At 45.6% G+C, this 17,972-nt stretch carries 14 protein-coding genes; 6 read left to right on the top strand and 8 right to left on the bottom strand.

Going from position 1 to position 17,972, the window contains the following annotated elements; translation table 11 throughout:
* The first annotated feature begins 26 nt into the window (after nucleotides 1-26).
* Genes MKY66_RS15160 through MKY66_RS15145 form a run of 4 tightly spaced genes read left to right on the top strand, consistent with a single transcriptional unit; the run spans nucleotide 27 to nucleotide 4,669 of the window.
* On the top strand, nucleotides 27-1,067 hold the full coding sequence (locus MKY66_RS15160) for an ABC transporter substrate-binding protein (protein WP_256704213.1): 1,041 nt from the start codon (nucleotides 27-29) through the stop codon (nucleotides 1,065-1,067).
* Nucleotides 1,068-1,084: 17 nt separating this feature from the next.
* On the top strand, nucleotides 1,085-2,839 hold the full coding sequence (locus MKY66_RS15155; protein ID WP_143760307.1) for an iron ABC transporter permease: 1,755 nt from the start codon (nucleotides 1,085-1,087) through the stop codon (nucleotides 2,837-2,839).
* A complete protein-coding gene (locus MKY66_RS15150; protein WP_076210707.1) occupies nucleotides 2,836-3,885 on the top strand; it encodes an ABC transporter ATP-binding protein in 1,050 nt (349 codons plus the stop codon). Before MKY66_RS15155 ends, MKY66_RS15150 begins: the two co-directional genes overlap by 4 nt.
* Nucleotides 3,886-3,889: 4 nt before the next feature.
* A complete protein-coding gene (locus MKY66_RS15145; RefSeq protein WP_076210709.1) occupies nucleotides 3,890-4,669 on the top strand; it encodes a Cof-type HAD-IIB family hydrolase in 780 nt (259 codons plus the stop codon).
* 212 nt (nucleotides 4,670-4,881) lie between these two features.
* Here the strand turns inward: MKY66_RS15145 and MKY66_RS15140 are convergent, their stop codons facing one another.
* The 4 genes from MKY66_RS15140 to MKY66_RS15125 all read right to left on the bottom strand — a co-directional run bounded on the left by MKY66_RS15140 (nucleotide 4,882) and on the right by MKY66_RS15125 (nucleotide 9,514).
* Entirely contained in the window at nucleotides 4,882-6,150 is a 1,269-nt protein-coding gene (locus MKY66_RS15140) for a cytosine deaminase (RefSeq protein ID WP_076210711.1), read from the bottom strand.
* Nucleotides 6,119-7,396: a cytosine permease gene (gene codB, locus MKY66_RS15135; RefSeq protein ID WP_076210713.1), complete on the bottom strand. Its 1,278-nt coding sequence runs from the start codon at nucleotides 7,394-7,396 to the stop codon at nucleotides 6,119-6,121. Before codB ends, MKY66_RS15140 begins: the two co-directional genes overlap by 32 nt.
* Nucleotides 7,397-7,721: 325 nt before the next feature.
* A complete protein-coding gene (locus tag MKY66_RS15130) occupies nucleotides 7,722-8,753 on the bottom strand; it encodes a ketopantoate reductase family protein (RefSeq protein ID WP_076210715.1) in 1,032 nt (343 codons plus the stop codon).
* A gap of 14 nt (nucleotides 8,754-8,767) precedes the next feature.
* Nucleotides 8,768-9,514 carry an acetoacetate decarboxylase gene (locus tag MKY66_RS15125; RefSeq protein ID WP_083657029.1) on the bottom strand — a complete coding sequence of 249 codons (747 nt, stop codon included), beginning with the start codon at nucleotides 9,512-9,514 and terminating at the stop codon, nucleotides 8,768-8,770.
* Nucleotides 9,515-9,666: 152 nt separating this feature from the next.
* On the opposite strand from MKY66_RS15125, the gene MKY66_RS15120 reads away from it, so the two are divergent.
* Entirely contained in the window at nucleotides 9,667-10,554 is an 888-nt protein-coding gene (locus MKY66_RS15120) for a LysR family transcriptional regulator (RefSeq protein ID WP_076210719.1), read from the top strand.
* 94 nt (nucleotides 10,555-10,648) lie between these two features.
* On the opposite strand, the gene MKY66_RS15115 is transcribed toward MKY66_RS15120, so the two are convergent.
* The gene (locus tag MKY66_RS15115) at nucleotides 10,649-12,055 is read right to left on the bottom strand and encodes a glycoside hydrolase family 4 (RefSeq protein ID WP_076210721.1); all 1,407 of its coding nucleotides are present in this window, start codon (nucleotides 12,053-12,055) and stop codon (nucleotides 10,649-10,651) included.
* Nucleotides 12,056-12,252: 197 nt separating this feature from the next.
* Here MKY66_RS15115 and MKY66_RS15110 point away from each other — a divergent pair, with 197 nt between their 5' ends.
* Nucleotides 12,253-13,083, top strand: coding sequence for an AraC family transcriptional regulator (locus MKY66_RS15110; RefSeq protein WP_256704214.1), 831 nt, complete (start codon nucleotides 12,253-12,255; stop codon nucleotides 13,081-13,083).
* Nucleotides 13,084-13,181: 98 nt separating this feature from the next.
* On the opposite strand, the gene MKY66_RS15105 is transcribed toward MKY66_RS15110, so the two are convergent.
* The 3 genes from MKY66_RS15105 to MKY66_RS15095 all read right to left on the bottom strand — a co-directional run bounded on the left by MKY66_RS15105 (nucleotide 13,182) and on the right by MKY66_RS15095 (nucleotide 17,926).
* The gene (locus tag MKY66_RS15105; RefSeq protein WP_256704215.1) at nucleotides 13,182-14,306 is read right to left on the bottom strand and encodes a phosphotransferase; all 1,125 of its coding nucleotides are present in this window, start codon (nucleotides 14,304-14,306) and stop codon (nucleotides 13,182-13,184) included.
* Nucleotides 14,307-14,479: 173 nt separating this feature from the next.
* A complete protein-coding gene (gene ascB / locus MKY66_RS15100) occupies nucleotides 14,480-15,946 on the bottom strand; it encodes a 6-phospho-beta-glucosidase (RefSeq protein WP_076210725.1) in 1,467 nt (488 codons plus the stop codon).
* A 42-nt stretch (nucleotides 15,947-15,988) separates the two neighbouring features.
* The gene (locus MKY66_RS15095) at nucleotides 15,989-17,926 is read right to left on the bottom strand and encodes a beta-glucoside-specific PTS transporter subunit IIABC (RefSeq protein WP_076210727.1); all 1,938 of its coding nucleotides are present in this window, start codon (nucleotides 17,924-17,926) and stop codon (nucleotides 15,989-15,991) included.
* Between the last annotated feature and the right edge of the window lie 46 nt (nucleotides 17,927-17,972).

Raw genomic sequence — 17,972 nt, 5'->3', positions numbered from 1 at the left:
GTTAGACACCAAAGGAGAGATTATCTGTGATTCCATTCAAAAAGTCGTTACTACTGCCCCTTTTGGCAGGCATGATTGTATTCAGCGGTTGTTCTGCACAGGGACAAGCCACGACAGATCAAGATAGTTCAGGCGCAGCTTCGAGCACAGTCTCAGGTAAGCTTTCATTCTATACATCCCAACCAGAAGAAGATGCAGGCAAACTGGTAAAGGCGTTTAACGATAAATATCCTGATGTTCAAGTCAGCATCTTCCGTTCCGGAACCGAAGAAGTCACTGCCAAGCTTCAGGCAGAGCGTCAAGCGGGTAAAACACAGGCGGATGTACTCCTGCTGGCCGATGCCGTTACCTTTGAAAATCTGAAAAAAGATGACCTTCTACAATCGTACAAGTCCCCAGAGCTAAGTGAAATCCCGACAGATCTGGTTGATCCGGACGGTATGTACGCCGGTACGAAGGTTATGGCAACGGTACTCGCTACCAACACCCAAAAAGTCACTACTCAACCGACATCTTGGCAAGTGCTGACCCTGCCGGACAGTAAGGACGCAAGTATTATGCCGAGTCCCTTATACTCTGGTGCAGCAGCATACAACATCGGTGTGTTTAGTCGAACAGATGGGTTTGGATGGGATTTTCTACAGGAAACCAAGATGAATGGCATGGCCGTAATTAAAGGAAATGGTGCCGTTATGAAAGCTGTAGCCAGCGGTGAAAAATCATATGGCGTCGTTGTTGATTACCTCGTAGCACGTGAAAAAGCGAAAGGTTCTCCAGTTGAACTGATCTATCCAGAAGAAGGTGTTCCCATCATTACAGAACCGATCGGGATTATGAAAGAAGCTGCCAACGTACCGGCTTCTCAAGCCTTTGTAGATTTCATTCTCTCTGAAGAGGGCCAGAAGTTGTCTGCCGAGATCGGTTACTCCCCTATTCGTGAAGGTATTGCCCCACCTGAAGGATTGAAAGGTGTATCAGAAATGAAGATTTTGCCTGGCGATGCGGCCAAACTTGCAGCGGATCGTGAAACAGATAAACAGCAATTCATTAATGTGTTTGGCGAGTAAGGATTGGAGCTGTCTGAATGGAGAAATTGAAGAGAAACATGATCATTCTTAGGGGGCAAGCTAACGGGCGCAAGTCCGTTTTCTCCCTCCCCGGCCTGTTTCGTTGGAATCGATTGATCGCCCTGTTGGGTGCTATAGCTGTTCTATTATTCTTTGTATACCCCATCCTGAAGCTGGTTCTTCTCAGTTTTCAGGGTGAGCAAGGGTTAACGTTAGCACATTATAACGAATTGCTTCAGCAGGAGCGCTTCTGGTCCACATTACGCAATACTGTATATATCGTCATCGGTTCAACTGTGTTCTCGCTCGTGATTGGAACTGCACTGGCCTGGGTCGTCGCCTATACGGATATACGACACAAATCGGCCCTTCATATGGGAATCATGCTTTGTTTTATTCTTCCCTCTTATGTTCTCACGTTATCTTGGTCTTCATTTACCGGGTCACAGAGCTGGCTCGCACATCTGCTGCAATGGATTCATCCCGATCTGGCTCCTTGGAGCATGTACAGTATGGGGGGCATCGTGTTTGTGATGGGTATTCATCATTTTCCGTTGGTGTATATGTTCACTTTGGATGTACTCCGCAAAATCCCGCCTGATCTGGAGTGGGCAGCCAGAGCCGGTGGTGCCAGCAGGATCGAGGTCTTCCGTCGTATTACACTGCCGCTTGCTCTTCCGGGTCTAACGGCAGGCGGATTGCTGGTTTTCCTGGCTTCGCTGGACAATTTCGGAATACCTGCTTTCCTTGGCACACCTGTAAATATTTCCGTTCTCAGTACACTTATATATGAAGAGATTATTGGATTCGGCCCTTCGGCATTTGCCCGTGGTGCATCGTTATCTGTACTACTCGGTGCTGCTGCGGTAGTCGGCAGTCTGTTGCAATGGATTCTTTTACGTAAAAGTCATGCTTCGGATACGATGCAACCTGATCTTACCCCAAGGTATAATTTGGGTCGCATGCGCAAGCCGCTGACCTTGGCCATATGGGCAGGTCTCGCACTGATTACAATTATTCCGTTGTCTTCGATGATATCGATGTCTTTAAAAAGAGCGTATGGTCTCGGTCTGACTCCTGCCAATATGACCCTGGACAATTATAAATATATTCTCTTCGAGAATGAGCGTGTATGGCAGGCGATCCAGAACAGCCTGGTCCTCTCCCTTGTCACGATGCTGGCTTGTCTGATTATTGGTTCAGGATTTGCTTATATACGAGTTCGCAAGCCTAATCAATTCAATAAAATGGCCGAACTGGCCACTGCTGTTCCCTATACATTACCCGGCATTGTGTTCGCACTGTCCATGATTCTGGTATGGATGGAGCCGGTTCCCGGTTGGAACCCTGGCATCTATGGGACCATGACCATTTTGTTTATTGCCTACATCTGCCGATTCCTTATTCTTCAGATCCGTTCAAGTGTCACTTCATTCATGCAGTTGGATGCATCCATGGAAGAAGCCGCGCGGATATCCGGAGCCGGTTTCTGGCGTAAATGGACTGCTGTTCTGCTGCCCTTACTGCTGCCAGGTATTCTGACCGGAGGTATGTTGGTCTTCCTGACTGCACTGACCGAGCTTACTGTATCGGCATTGTTATATTCATCAGGTTCACAGACCATTGGTGTTACCATATTTAGTTTTGAACAGGCAGGAGATACCCTCTATTCAACTGCATTGTCCAGTCTGATTGTCGCACTTATTGCGGCAGGCGGAGTTATTTTGCTCATCGCTCAACGTTGGGCAACTCGTAAGGGAGTGAAGTCATGAGTATCCAGATTCAACAGGTCAGCAAATCCTTCGGAAGTTACCAGGCACTTCATTCCATTGATTTAACGATTAAGGATGGCGAATTCGTGGCGATTCTTGGACCGTCGGGCTGTGGAAAAACCACATTGCTGCGCATTCTTGCCGGATTTGAGCAGCCAAGCAGCGGTAATGTTCTGATGGATGGCAAGGTAGTTGCAGGTTCAGGGACATTACTACCTCCGGAGAAACGGAGAATTGGCATGGTGTTCCAGTCCTTCGCACTTTGGCCGCATATGAATGTTTCCGAACATGTCCGTTTTCCCATTAGAACACATAAATCAACACCTCCTCATATTAAAAATAACGAGCAGAACCGCATTCAGGAAGTCCTGAATATGTCGGGGTTGTCCCATCTGGCTGAACGTATGCCGCATGAGCTATCTGGAGGACAAAAACAACGCGTCGCTATTGCACGCGCCATCGCTCCCCAGCCCTCATTACTGCTGATGGATGAACCCCTCAGCAGTCTGGATGCCATGCTTCGCATGGATATGCGGCGTGAGATTCAACAAGTACATCGGAATACGAAATCAGCCGTAGTTTATGTGACGCATGATCAAGGCGAAGCCCTTGCCATGGCTGACCGAATTATCGTGATGAAGGATGGTCGTATTGAACAAGCTGGCACACCCCAGGAGATTTATTTGCGGCCAGAGACCGAATTCGTGGCGAGGTTTGTATCGAAGTCGAATTTGGTCAAAGGTCACTGGGATGCAGATATGTTCGTCCCTGAAGACAGTACAAATATTGCTTGGCCTGGCAAGCATGTTGCTAACTATTTTAAATCCAACGGTTTGTATCCCGTTAGACCCGATGAGTTCCATTTACAACCTTCCAGTGAAGCTGGAATAATGGGCGAGATCGCCAATGTACAGTTTCAAGGGAAAGAATTCCACTATGATATTCGTAGTGATACGAAACGTTGGGAAGTCATCTCCCCTCTTCCTTTCGCCCTGAATGAACAAGTAAGTTTGAGTCTTTCTTCCGTCGGCGGTGAAGGAGTGTGACGTTATGACTCAGACCCCGAAACTGATTTTCTTTGACATTGATGGTACGCTGCTCGACCGCCATAATCGAATTCCCGCTTCCGCCAAGCAAGCTGTTCTTTCATTAAAGGAAGCCGGACATGTGGTCGCTTTAGCTTCAGGACGATCTCCGTTTATGTTGGAACAGGTTCGGCTTGAACTGGAGCTGGAGTCTTATGTTAGTTTCAATGGACAATATGTGATGCATCAAGGAGAACTCATTCACAGTAATCCCATCTGTTCGGAAGCTTTGGAGCAATTGTCTGCATTTGCTGAGTTGTCGGGACATCCTCTCGTTTATCTGGATCATTCACAGATGAGTTGCAGTCAGGAATATCATCCGCATGTAGACCTTTGTCTAACTTCGCTTGGTGTCACGCATCCTGGGTTTAGCAAAAGCTTTCGTATAAATAGACTCATCTATCAGACGATGTTATTCTGCTCACCAGAAGAGGAAACGGTATACCGTGAAAGGTTTCGTGATCTCCACTTTGTACGCTGGCATCCGTTGTCCATGGACGTTCTACCCGCCGGAGGCTCCAAAGCCGAAGGGGTTTCCCGACTCTCAGACCGAACAGGGTTTTCCCCTGAAGATGTGTATGCTTTTGGCGATAACTTCAATGATCTGGAGATGTTCCGTTATGCAGGCTGCAGCATTGCCATGGGCAACGCCCCGCATTCTCTACAACAACTGGCGTCTCATGTTACAGCAAGTGCGGAGCAGGACGGAATCTGGCATGGTCTGAAATGGGCTGGATTGTTGTAAAGAAAAAACAAGTAGCAGATCTCTTCTCCTTGTAGCAAAAATATGAGTACACAAAGACCTCCTCTATTAACATAGGGAGGTCTTTGCAAGTTGTCTGTTGATACCTTTCATGTTCCATATAAAATACATTGTATGGGCCAGGCAGTATAACAGGTGATTACGCAAAAAAAGCCGCTTAAATAGCGACTTTTAATGGGATTCGTTCTTCTTCATTATTTATTAAAAGTAACCTTTTCTGTACCGCCCTCAAAAATGATAGATGTGTCCCGCGGCTTCGATTCCGCAATTTTACGACCGCCTCTGTAGGAATAAAGTACGCCGGCTTGTTTGCGAACAGCCTCATATTCATTCTCTGCTTCAAGTACGATGAAGTTAGCAGGTTTACCTTCTTCAATGCCGTATACTTCCTCAATGTGTAACGTTCTTGCGCTGTTTTTTGTAATGAGGTCAATTGAATTCACGATCTGGTCATAACCAAGCAACTGCGAAGCATGAATCCCCATGTGCAGTACTTGCAGCATATTGCCTGTACCGAGCGGATACCAAGGATCGAAGATGTCATCGTGACCAAAGCACACATTCAGACCTGCTTCCTGCAACTCTTTGACACGTGTCAGCCCTCTTCTTTTCGGATATGTGTCGAATCGTCCTTGCAGGTGAATGTTGACCAGCGGATTAGAGACAAAGTTCAAATCAGCCATCTTCAGCAAACGGAACAATTTGTACGTATAAGCGTCATTATAGGACCCCATTGCTGTCGTGTGGCTTGCCGTTGTTCGTGAACCCAGTCCACGTTCGTAAGCTTCCTTGGCAACAACTTCAACAAAACGGGATTGCTCGTCATCGATTTCATCACAATGGATGTCGATCAGACGGTCGTATTTTTCGGCCAGATCAAACGCAACTTTCATTGAATCAACGCCATATTCCCGCGTGAATTCGAAGTGTGGAATGCCGCCGACCACGTCAACGCCCATTTTCAGTGACTCTTCCAGCAATTCTGCCCCGTTTGGATAAGAGTGAATGCCTTCCTGTGGAAAAGCAACAAGCTGGATGTCCATATATGGAGCCATCTCTTCTTTTACTTCAAGCATTGCTTTAACAGCAATCAAGCTTGGATCGGTAACGTCGACATGTGTTCGTACATGCTGGATGCCCTGTGCCAATTGCCACTTGAGTGCCGTTTTGGAACGTGTTTTCACATCCTCATGTGTTAAGAAAGCCTTGCGCTCTGACCAGCGCTGGATGCCTTCAAACAGCGTTCCGCTTAGATTCCATTCCGGCTCACCTGCGGTGAGCGTTGTATCGAGGTGAATATGCGGCTCAATGAAAGGTGGCAGCACAAGCGATCCGTTGACATCCAGGATTTCCTCATTTTCAGTCACTTCCAACGATTGTGTAATTCGTTCAAACTTTCCGTCTTTCACAACGATATTCCATAGTCCTTCTTTACCCCGCAATTTTGCGTTCTGTATAATCATTTATTTTCCCCATTTCTTTGGTTTCTCTCGCAGGAACAATCAGCATCAAGACGATATAGGCCACTGCTGTACCAAGCAGTGCGTTCAATGGTGTTACGCCAGGAGCCAGTTGAGCAAATGCCACGCCGATGGCCCAAGCCACCATTGCTACCCAGTTTACATTTTTGAATGACATGTCGGCAAATGGCTTATAGTTTCTACGTTTCACAATGAAGTAATCTGCGATAATAATAGCCCCGATGGACGGTACCGCCGCGCCCAGTACGTTCAGGAAACTGACAAAGTTGTTGTACATCCACATGGCGAATATGGTACCCACGATGCCGTTAACGATGACGAAGAATTTCTTTGAAATTTTGGTGATGTTCGCAAAACCAAGACCCGAAGCGTACAGTGCATTATCATTCGTTGTCCAGATATTCAGGCCCAGAACAATAATTGCCGGGATCATTAACCCTTGCAGGAACATGACCTCTGAGATATCGGCCAGGTTATAGGCCATCGCACCAACTGCACCGAACAGAAACATGAGTGAGTTACCCAGGAAGAATGCAATCACTGTTGCGGTAACTGCCTGTTTCGATGTCCGGGAAAACCGCGCAAAATCGGGTGTCAGTGTTCCGCCGCTTATGAATGATCCGATACAGATGGTTAATGCTGCCGCCGTGGTGAGCGACTGAGTCGGCGTGTATTCAAGCAACCCTTGCAGACCACCCAGCGAACCTGCCCCTTCGAACATGGAGTAACCACCGAGAATGGCAATCGCAGGAACTGCGATATATCCGAGAATGACGAGTGACTTCATGCCGAAGATGGCTGATGCTGTCATGGCAAGTCCGAACACGATGATGAGCAGGTACACGTTCCAGTCCATGGCTTTGGCAACCGGGATTGCGAACATGGCCACACCAACACCGAACCATCCAACCTGAGTGAAGCCTAACAGGAACGAAGGCAGATACGACCCTTTTGCACCGAACGCATATTTAGCGAGCAAATGCGTGGACAGGCCCGTTTTGGCGGCGATATGTGCCAGTGCCCCTGTGTAGATACCAAGCACCAGATTTCCTACAAGTACGATGCCAATGAACTCCATGAACGTCAAGCTGACGCCCAATGTCCCTCCTGCCAGCATGCTTGCAGAGAAAAATGTGAAACCGAGCATGACGGATAACGTCTTCCAAAATTGGTTTCTTTGTGCTTTCGGCACCGCTTGCCATGAAAATTCTTGATCTTGTTTGCTCATCAGAATACCCCCAACATAAAGTGTATCTGATACCAAAAAAGCAGAAAAAAAGAGGCTACTCGTCAAGTTATGCACTGACAAGTAGCCTCTTTTTGCATCATAATCCGCGCGAAGACACAGAGCATCCTATTACGGAATATGCCCTGATTCTCGCGTGATTATGAAATCCGCTGCCCTTGCCAGCCTCTCTGGACTGAATTAAAGGTACCAGTATTCAATTACATTCTATTATTTTGGAAAAACCTGCAGTTGTCAATGTAATTATTATCCAACGGTTATTAATTCCTTCGTTTTTCGTTAGACGTATTCCTTTCAGAACATGTCTCTAGATAGCACTTAATAGTTCTTCAAAAGCTTTAATATTCGTGTCAAAATCAGGAACGGTTTGCGTTTCTTCAGCAGATTTGACCAGTTTTACAACTAAATCATTATAAGGTGTCGCAATTCCGGTACCTTCTGCTCTGCTTGAAACAACCCCGTTAATATAATCAATCTCTGTTTTGCGGTTTTTCTCCAGATCTTGAAGCATACTTGCTTTGAGGAGTCTGGAAGGCTCCATCACGTAACGTAATGTTTTCACCCGTTCAGGGATATCTTCTTCGCTGTTCAGTTCGAGTGAAGCGATGTCGAATCCATTCATTTTAACCAAGGTAACCCCATTGGCGCGAGCAACTTTAATCGTCTCGTCCGCAATATGAGCTGCACTCACAATGCCGGCTTCATGATCGATAATGTCTCCGTATTCCCCATTCAATGCAGCGGACAAACCACTGAATGCATTGTTAATCAACAATTTGGACCATTTGGTTCCAACCAGGTTATCGGAAATATGTGTTCCACCCACAAGATCCAACACCGATTTCACACGTTGAATTCGTTCGGTGATTTCACCATTTAATTCGCCAATCTGAAAAGCATACTGCTTAAATTGAGTGTACTCGGTAGTCAGACTTGATACACCTGGTTCAATGAACGTAGCGCCAAATTCAACGGAGCCTGCAATGACACGTTTTTCACCCACGATGGACGCCACTTTTTCTTCCGGAATCCCGTTCTGCAAGGAACACACCATACTGTCTTCCTTCAAGAATGGAAGTAATTCCTGAAGAATGGAATCGTTATAAAGTTGTTTAGTTAAAAGTAAGACAAGGTCATATTGTCCTGATTTCTGATCAGGAGTAATGGCTTTTACTTTGGCCTGAAACTCCGTGGTTCCGGTCACTTTAGCACCCGTCTGATTTAAAGCATTTACATGTTCCTGATATGCATCAATTAACTCAACGTCCAGTCCACCATCCGCAAGGTATGCACCTACGATGGTTCCCAAAGATCCTGCGCCTACAATTGCAATTCTCATTTTATTTTTCCTCCTTATTTCTCTTCCAGGTAGTTATATACAGGTTGTGCAGCGTTTAAGGTTAGGTTGGTAAGGATATGAGAAGCGGACACCACTTCCAACACAGGCAGATCTGCAAGAGGTGCCAACGCATGTTCGAACAATTGAAGCCGGGCAGGTCCTGTCCAAGCTTCCTTCACTTCGATGTCCGTAATTTGAGTACGGATTAGATCACATATTCTTAAATTCCCGGTATAGTCAGTAGCAATCTTAATCATAAAATTAGGTGCGCATATTTCACGTTTGGCGATATCCTTATCCATTTCTACGTGTTTATAGCCCATCGTTGCTGTGGCTACACGCAGCGTTCCATAATCAAGTGTGCCGACAAGTGTATCTGAATCGGTATACAACTTGGGCGCACCCAGCTTTTTCGGATAGGCTGTAAGCTCTCGACCACTCGCAATCGCGGGGAAATTGTCTACGTACATTGAATGCACATAATCGCCTTCCTCTCCATTAAATTGCACAGGAATGACTTGTCCAGCTTCTGTATAAGCACCCAGTCCAGAAACATCCGGCATCCACATCACTTCGAATTTAACCAGTGGTTCAGTAATTTCGAGAGGTTCTGGTACGGCTGCCCGTAAAGCTTTTTCATCGGTCCGGTAAATAATATTCAAATATTCACGATTCACGAATTTGTACGGTGGCATCGGGTATGCCGGAGCCGTTAGGGGTGTATTCAGATTTTTAGCTATGTTATTCACATCGATTTTCATCAAAGACACCTACCTCATAAATTTAGTTAAGTTTTGTTATATAAAAATTTGAACTGTATCTCATAAAAAAATTCTACATCAATATTTAAATTTAATATAATACATAATAAGTACTATATATATTTATCAGAATAAATAAGGAGTGCGAATGAATGGAATTGCTTCAGCTCAAATACTTTCAGACCGTTGCCTATACTGAACATATCTCTAAGGCAGCTGCACAATTGAATATTGCTCAACCTTCCCTAAGCTTGACGATTAAAAGACTTGAGGATGAATTGGGTACCCCCCTATTTCATAGGAGAGGACGAAACATTCAATTGAATTCCTCAGGTGAAATTTTATTGAAACATGTGAACCGGATTTTTATTGAAATTGAAAATGCAGAGATGGAAATTAAAGCGGAGGAACAGCAAATATCCAATACGATCAGGATCTCGATTACCAATACCCGATTCCTCACAGGTCTCATTAGTAACTATATCAACGGTACCCCCGAGACCAAGCTTCATCAGGGTATTGGGACACGCAGTGAAATTATTACAGGATTGAAGAAAGGCGACATGCATCTGGGCATTACGGGGCATCCGATTCAGGATGAGGAGATTGAGAGTGTTGTCCTTGTTGAGGAGGATATTGTTCTGGTTGTGCCAACAAATCATCAATACGGCGGAGAGACAAGAATTTCATTAAATGTTGTTGCAAATGAGCCCTTTATTTCCCTTGCCGATAATAAGGAGTACAGCCGATTTACCACTATGCTCTGTGAAAAAGCAGGCTTCCTGCCCAATCTTGCATTCGAGGTCGATTCTCATACCCTGCTTGAAATTATCAGGCTTAATCAGGGTGTTGCATTACTTCCGATCTCCGTATGTAGAGCACTGGGGTTACGTTATGTAAAAATTGCTGATGATTCAGCGATATATCCAATTAGCCTCTCCTGGGTCAAACAAAAATGGTTATCTCCTGCTGTTGGAGAATTTCGTGATTTTATTACTTCGTACTATGAAGATAATGCTGGCCTGTTTAAAGTAGAGTAGGAAGTCTGGATAAATGACAAATGATAAAAAATAAAGACCAACGTTAGCCCTTTGAAGGAGCCAACGTGGTCTTTATCTTTATCATTCTCCCTTCTTAGCTATACTGCAGTCTGTCCTTATACCAAACGTCCGGAATCATCTTACGCTCCAGTTCCAACAATTCATGGATGATCTTGTCCGCGTCACTGATGGAACTCACGAGCGGGTCAGTGAGCATCGCCCTTCTCAGCTTCTCGTAGCTCTGTTCCAGAACAGCTTCAACCGTAAGCTCATGCGTATCCAGTACAAGTTCTTGCATCCCTCTAATTCCGCGTGGCATCTCGCCTACATGGAGTGGCTTCGCCCCATCCATATCTACATCGCATAGGAGTTCCAGGAACGAATCCGCATTCATATTGGTTACCGCACCTTGATTGAGCGTATTGATGAAGAATTTTTTGCCCAAGTTCCCCACCATATTTTCGATGATATCTGTCGCATGATCCGGTCCAAAGGTGCTCATGTAATCGGCAATCGGGATGTTTCCTGCAAGGAAGTCATCGACTTGCTGCCACATTTCATCGTGACGCTCATATCTGTCCTCTGTCTCCCAGATTGATAATGGAGGAATCGTGTCCGCAGTTTTGCCAAGACCCTGCCAATACCGCACGTATTCCTTCGTATGCGCCGTACAAGTAGGAATGATTCCGAAAATATCATACAGTTCATAGGTAATTGCATCGTTAAAAAGAGCTTTTGCGCCGCGATCACCTCCGTTATTCTCATCACCTGCCAGTTTACGCATGGCTTCTGCAATTGTGGGCATCACATTTTTTCCTTCATATTCTGCTTTGAGCAGCCAAGTGAAATGATTGACACCCGCGATACGAAAATCGAATTTCTGGTCTATTTCTGCGGTGAACTGGCTCGTATTTTCGATGATTCCGGCTCGTACGGCATAATAGGCTTTCTTATGCGGCATATGATGACTATCGCACAGCGCAAACGATTTAAGCTTCGGAGCATATCGATGTAATGCGATGCCATGCACGGTAGACGGGTTAATATAATTGATCACCCAAGCATCCGGACACAACTCCTCAATGTCTTTGGCGCATTCCATAATAACTGGCAGTTCCCTCATCGCACGAAAGATTCCGCCCGGGCCAATCGTATCGCCAGAACACATCCGAATCCCATACTTTAGAGAAACCTGGCAGTCGATGCCCCGATATTTCACCGATTCTTCCGCAAAGCTGAGCACAACGAAGTCGGCTTCCGGAAGTACCTGTCTTCGGTCCACTGAACCCTCAATCTTTAGGGATACGTTGTTCTCCTTGGCGACCATTTCCGCTAGTTTTACCATTTTCGAGAGCCGTTCCTCGTCCGTATCCACCAAAGCCAACGTTCCCTGATTCAAATATGGGGAGTGTACCATCTGCCAGATGGACTGACGACCAAAAAAAAGGCTGCCCGCCCCAATAACAACCACCTTTGGATGTTGTGTACTTGTAGCATTCATCAATAACCCCTCCTCGTAACGATATAAGTTCATTATAGGTGAGTGGGCTGGAATCGGAATGCGTCATAGTTTTCAATACATGTCATATGGTACGATAATTAATAAAAGATAATTCCTTGTATATGATAGTGAAAAATAAAGGATGTCATAAAGTAGAGAGGAATGAATTGGGTTAGATGCATGCAGGAACTGTAAATATGAGTATAATCGACGAACTTTCGGAGTACATCACACTTCGCATGAGCTCTTATTTGGAACAAACGCACGACAGTAATTGGACGGAGCACAAGTCTCATTCCGATTATGATCTGTGGTTCATTACAGCAGGCTCCGTGCAGATTACCATCGATGGAATCGAGCATATGGCAGAACCGGGGGACGTGGTGTTTTTTTATCCGGATATACCCTATATGGCTTGCACGACCGGAGAGTTGTGCCGATTCATATACATGCACTTTGATTTCAGCATCGCTGAGCAAAAGCGAATACTCGGCGAGTTTCAACTTCCGGGCATTGTACCTGGCAATCTCATTCAAGAGGAATCAACGCTGTTCACTTCGTCCTATCGAAGATTCAAGCAGAGTAGCGGCACTTCCGCCAGTCCACTTTACTTGAAAGCCTCTCTGCTTCTTGTCATCGCCAAAATTTTGGAATTACATAGGCAAGGGCTGTATCACGGTGAGTTCCTGAAAGACCGAAAACCGAGGAAGATCGAAGGAAGTCTGGAAGTTCTGCAGAATGTCTTCCCCTACGTGGATGCGAATCTGCATCGTGCCATCCGAGTTAACGAACTTGCAGATATTGCTGGCGTCTCTGAGAAATATTTTATTTCTTTGTTCAAAAAAATTCTCGGCATAACACCCGGACAGTACATCAATCAGATCAAAATGAATCGGGCAAGAGACTATCTGTACGAGAAAAAATATACGATCCAGCAAATTGCCGAATTTCTGGGTTATCCCGATCCCTTTACGTTCTCCAAAGCATTCAAAAAATTTTACAATGTGCCTCCTTCCAAATTCGAATAACATGTCACAGACAAACAAAGAGGCAACCGGTCGATCCGGCTGCCTCCCCACTTGATGAATCCTTGGTTATTCAGGGTTTAGTTTACGTACAGGTCCCTTCAGCGTCCCTCATACTCAAAAGGAGCTTCAGTGGAATACATCTCATGGAAAAATCCTTTATACGGTATATCCTCTTCCAGACATTTAATGAGATACAACAGTGCTTCGTCAGCTTCCGGTTCTTCGCCAGCACGCTGCATTTCCTCAAATTGACCTAGAATGTTCTCCAAGAGAGTAACTTGAATAAATAAAGACAGCTTCTCCAACATCGAATCTTCGATCTTGGTCTCGGAAGTATATCCAGCGAGGGCATTTTGAAAATAGTCATCCATGAACTGTCTGCGTTTATCCGCATCCGGCTCAAATTGAACCCAGCCGACGCCGTGTGTCCATAGATCGGCCAGATCATACATATACCAACCAAAGCATGAATTATCAAAATCATACACGGTGATCTGACCGGTATCAAAATCGATCGAGTAATTCCCATCGTTATAATCAAAATGGATCATGCCGAATGTTTCCTTATTTGTATCCAAAGCTCTTAAAGTATTCAGGAGTTCGACCATCTTCCCCTTAAGCAGAGGGAATGATTCAGGTACCAGGTTATCGATATATTCACCGCTGTAATTGTCAATCAAATGATGCCGGCGATGGACGGGAGTGTACCCTTTCGATAGCTGATGCATTCTGCCCAGAACTTTACCGCTATTATAATAGTATTCGCTAAGTGGAACGCCTTCCCGGTACTGATAATGGTTCTCTACCAGCAACTTCCCTGTGGCCTTCACAAACATACAGATAAAGAACGTATGCTCACCATAAGTGACCTCTTCTAACAGATCGCCCTTTTTCGAGCTGACTACATTCGAGACACTTGCACCGTGCTCAAACAGATACCGGACATATTCCAGTTCGGCAATGTAATCTTCCCGCTTTCTGTCAGGCAAAAAAGACACCCGTAGAATTAGCGATTCACGCCCCTCTTGCTCGCAAGTGTAAACGACATTACGTCCACCCTCATGAGGCGGAATAAGCTGAATATTGTAACCCTCCAGATGAAACAACTCGGGTACCAGCGTCAGTACATGTGTATTGCTGATGTTAACAGCTTCGTTAAAATTAATAATAATCTCCTCCAGTAAACATTGTTTGGACGGTTTCCCGCACTGGAATGTCCACAAAAGGAATCTCTGTAACGCAAATATCCTTCTGTGAACCTAAAGCAAAATCACCTTGTTAGACATTGAATTCACTCCTCTTGTTTGAATATCACAAGTTTACATAATTATCCCTGATTTTACTAGTGTAAAATAAAGAACCGCCCATACGGGCGGCGTGTAAGAATTTTGTATAATTACAGGATTTCTCCGTTCGTTTCAATAACTTGTTTGTACCAGTAGAAGGAATCCTTGCGGGTTCTTTCTAATGAACCATTGCCAGCATTGTCTTGATCTACATAAATGAAACCATAACGTTTGCCCATTTCAGAAGTGGAGCAGCTAATGATATCGATAGGTCCCCAGCTAGTGAAACCCATCAATTCAACGCCGTCAGCGACAGCTTCTTTCATCTGTTCGATGTGGCTGCGCAAGTACTTGATGCGATAAGGGTCATGCACTGCCCCGTCCTCTTCCGGTGTGTCGATAGCACCCAGCCCGTTTTCAACGATGAAGAGCGGCATCCGGTAGCGGTCATACAATCGGTTCAGCGCGACGCGAAGACCAATCGGATCGATAGGCCATCCCCATTCGCTAGCTTTCAGATGAGGGTTTTTGATCTGACTTACCAGCATACCTGAGTTGCTGTTGTCATTCGGGTCATACTTTCCGATATACGTCATGTAATAACTGAAAGCAATAAAGTCCACGGTATTATCCCGGATAATGGCATCGTCGTTAGGAGCTTTAACCAGTTCAATGCCGTTTTCCTCAAAATATCTTTGCATATAGGATGGGTATTCGCCCCGTGCCTGTACCTCTGGGTAGAACAGGTTCATCTGATCTTCCTTCATCGTCTGCAACACATCTTCCGGTTTACTAGAAGCAGCATACGTTTCCAGACGGCAGATCATGCAGCCAATCTGAGCATTTGGCATCTTCTCTTTACCACTTTTGACAGCCAGCGCACTAGCTACAAACTGATGATGCGTTGCCTGATAAGCCACTTGCTCCGGGTTTCCCTTGATTTTATCTTCCAGAATGCCGCCGCCAGTATACAGACTTGTCAGCATCATGTTCATTTCATTGAAGGTGATCCAGTATTTCACTTTGTCTTTGTAACGGTCAAACAGCGTATTGGCAAATTTCAGATACAGATCGATCATTTCGCGGCTTTCCCAGCCGTTGTATTTGCGGGTTAACTCTACGGGCATCTCGTAGTGAGAGATCGTTACGAGCGGCTCAATGCCGTATTTCAAGAGTTCGTCGAGCACGTTATCATAGAAGGCAAGACCAGCTTCATTGGGAACTGCTTCTTCTCCTGTTGGGAAGATCCGTGTCCACGCGATTGAAAGACGAAACACTTTGAAACCCATCTCTGCAAACAAGGCAATGTCTTCTTTGTAGCGATGGTAGAAATCCACGCCGTTCCGTTTCGGGAAATATACGTCGGTGTTACCGCTCAGATATTCTTCCAATTGAACAGAATCGACGTCGAAGGTGAAATCCTTGCCATTGCGCTCCTCATGAGGAACGAATGGAGCCATGTCTGAGGTAGAGAGTCCTTTGCCGTCTGCGTCATATGCACCTTCGAGCTGATTGGCAGCGGTAGCTCCGCCCCATAAAAATCCTTCAGGAAATGAGTGTTTAATTGTTTTTGTCATGTTGTTTCTCTCCTTTTGTTGTATATGGTATTTATGAAGCTGTTAACGAACGGTGAGGAGAAGCAATTCATTCATTGGAATCACCCCCTTCACCTGAACAGGTACTACATCGAGGTAATCCGGCGTATTGGTTACGATGACTGGTGTCACAAGGTCAATACCCGCACCCTGAATGCCATCCATATCAAATTCCAGAAGCAAGTCACCCTTCTTCACTTCTTGTCCTGCAACAACCTTCACGTCAAAAAATTTCCCTTTGAGCGACACACTGTTTAGTCCAACATGAATGAGAATGTCGATTCCACTGGATGAGGTCAGCATAATCGCATGTTTACTTTTGGCAACCAACGTGACGGTTCCGTCAAAAGGAGCTGTAACACGGCCATCCTGCGGACGAATGGCAATACCTTTCCCGGTCAATTCCTCGGCAAACGTTTGATCCGGAAGCTCTGCGAGCGGCACCAATTCACCAGTGAGCGGGCTGAACACCTCCCCTTTTTTATCCTCAATGGAATGTACTGTGACAGGTGCCACCGTTTCTTCAGAAAAGGCAGTGGTTGTATCCTGTTCCTGTTCGGTTATTGTTTGTGCTGAGTCGGACATGGCAGAATTGTGTGCATTTGGCTCATCCCACTTGAGCAGCAAAGTCACCACGAAGGAAACGCTAAAGCTGATGCCAATTCCGATTAATGCATACCAGAAATTGGACATGCCACCATTCGGGCCAATGTATAACGGAAGTGACAGCAATCCTGGTACAGCAAAACCGAAGCATTTCAGACCCACTGCGGTAATAAAGCCACCCCCTGCTGCTCCACCGATGAGTGAAGCGTAAAATGGTTTTTTCAGCTTCAAGGTGACACCGTACAGTGCAGGTTCAGTAATGCCAAGCAAGGCAGATATGCCACTGGATAAAGCAATGGATTTCATTCTTTTATCTTTGGTCTTGAGGAAAACAGCCGTGACTGCACCAGCCTGGCTCATATTGGTTATCAGGTTGATCGGCAGCAAAAGCACGTCATATCCGAGTTTGCTCAGATTCTGCAAGGTGCCTGGGAAGAACGCATAATGCATTCCCGTCATAACAATCAGAGGCATGAGGCCGCCAAGAATAATGCCGGTTAACGGACCCGAATGGGCAAAGAGCCAAGAAGTGCCCATTTCCAGATAGATGCCCATGTAATTCCCTAGGGGGCCAATCGCAATTAATAGAATCGGCACCGTGATGACTAGTACAATCATCGAGGTAAAGATGACTTTGACCGGACCGGGAATAAAACGATCCACCCAGCGATGTACATAACTCAGAAGCCACACGCCCAGAATAATGGGAATAACGGACTGGGTGTAATTCACAATGGACACGGGCAGCGAGAGAAAACGAATCGGTTCAAGCTGGTTTGCCAGATACGCATTCAGCATCGTAGGATACAATAAAGTACCTGCAAGCGTCAGGGCGATATATTCATTCACTTTGAACTTTCGGGCTGATGATAGAGCCAGAAGAAAAGGCAAGAAATAAAAGGCCGCGTTTGCGATGGAAGACAGAACTTGATACTCACCGCTTTTCTCCTGTATCGCTCCAAGTGTAACGAGCAATGCCAGAATCCCCTTTAACATCCCGGTACCTACGATGGCAGGCAGAATCGGAGTGAAAATGCCGGAGATCGTATCCAAAACAGCATTAATCCCTTTAGAGCGTGGCGCGTCTGTTTCGGGCTTCGATATACCACTCTGCTTCATCTGATCCTCGATCTGCTCATATACGGCTGCAACCTGGTTGCCAATGACCACCTGAAACTGATCGTTCTGAAACTGTGCGCCGAGCACACCATGAAGCGCTTTGATCTGTTCCAATTGAACTTTGTTTTGCTCTCGAACGTTGAAACGAAGCCGTGTAATGCAATGCCAGGCTTGGGTAATATTCTCTTGCCCTCCTGTTAACTGGATAATTTCTTTGGACAACTCCCGATGATTCATGTTGCTTCCTCCTTTTTTGGCGAAAAAAAAACCAAATGTAATACCG

Source organism: Paenibacillus sp. FSL R5-0766 (genome assembly GCF_037971845.1).
Lineage (GTDB): Bacteria > Bacillota > Bacilli > Paenibacillales > Paenibacillaceae > Paenibacillus.
This window is presented reverse-complemented; position numbering and strand designations above follow the sequence as displayed.

Coding starts and splice junctions, on each gene's coding strand:
- MKY66_RS15155 (WP_143760307.1), top strand. CDS start 1,085: ATGGAGAAATTGAAGAGAAACATGATCATTCTTAGGGGGCAAGCTAAC.
- MKY66_RS15150 (WP_076210707.1), top strand. CDS start 2,836: ATGAGTATCCAGATTCAACAGGTCAGCAAATCCTTCGGAAGTTACCAG.
- MKY66_RS15145 (WP_076210709.1), top strand. CDS start 3,890: ATGACTCAGACCCCGAAACTGATTTTCTTTGACATTGATGGTACGCTG.
- MKY66_RS15140 (WP_076210711.1), bottom strand. CDS start 6,150: ATGATTATACAGAACGCAAAATTGCGGGGTAAAGAAGGACTATGGAAT.
- codB (WP_076210713.1), bottom strand. CDS start 7,396: ATGAGCAAACAAGATCAAGAATTTTCATGGCAAGCGGTGCCGAAAGCA.
- MKY66_RS15130 (WP_076210715.1), bottom strand. CDS start 8,753: ATGAGAATTGCAATTGTAGGCGCAGGATCTTTGGGAACCATCGTAGGT.
- MKY66_RS15125 (WP_083657029.1), bottom strand. CDS start 9,514: ATGAAAATCGATGTGAATAACATAGCTAAAAATCTGAATACACCCCTA.
- MKY66_RS15120 (WP_076210719.1), top strand. CDS start 9,667: ATGGAATTGCTTCAGCTCAAATACTTTCAGACCGTTGCCTATACTGAA.
- MKY66_RS15115 (WP_076210721.1), bottom strand. CDS start 12,055: ATGAATGCTACAAGTACACAACATCCAAAGGTGGTTGTTATTGGGGCG.
- MKY66_RS15110 (WP_256704214.1), top strand. CDS start 12,253: ATGAGTATAATCGACGAACTTTCGGAGTACATCACACTTCGCATGAGC.
- ascB (WP_076210725.1), bottom strand. CDS start 15,946: ATGACAAAAACAATTAAACACTCATTTCCTGAAGGATTTTTATGGGGC.
- MKY66_RS15095 (WP_076210727.1), bottom strand. CDS start 17,926: ATGAATCATCGGGAGTTGTCCAAAGAAATTATCCAGTTAACAGGAGGG.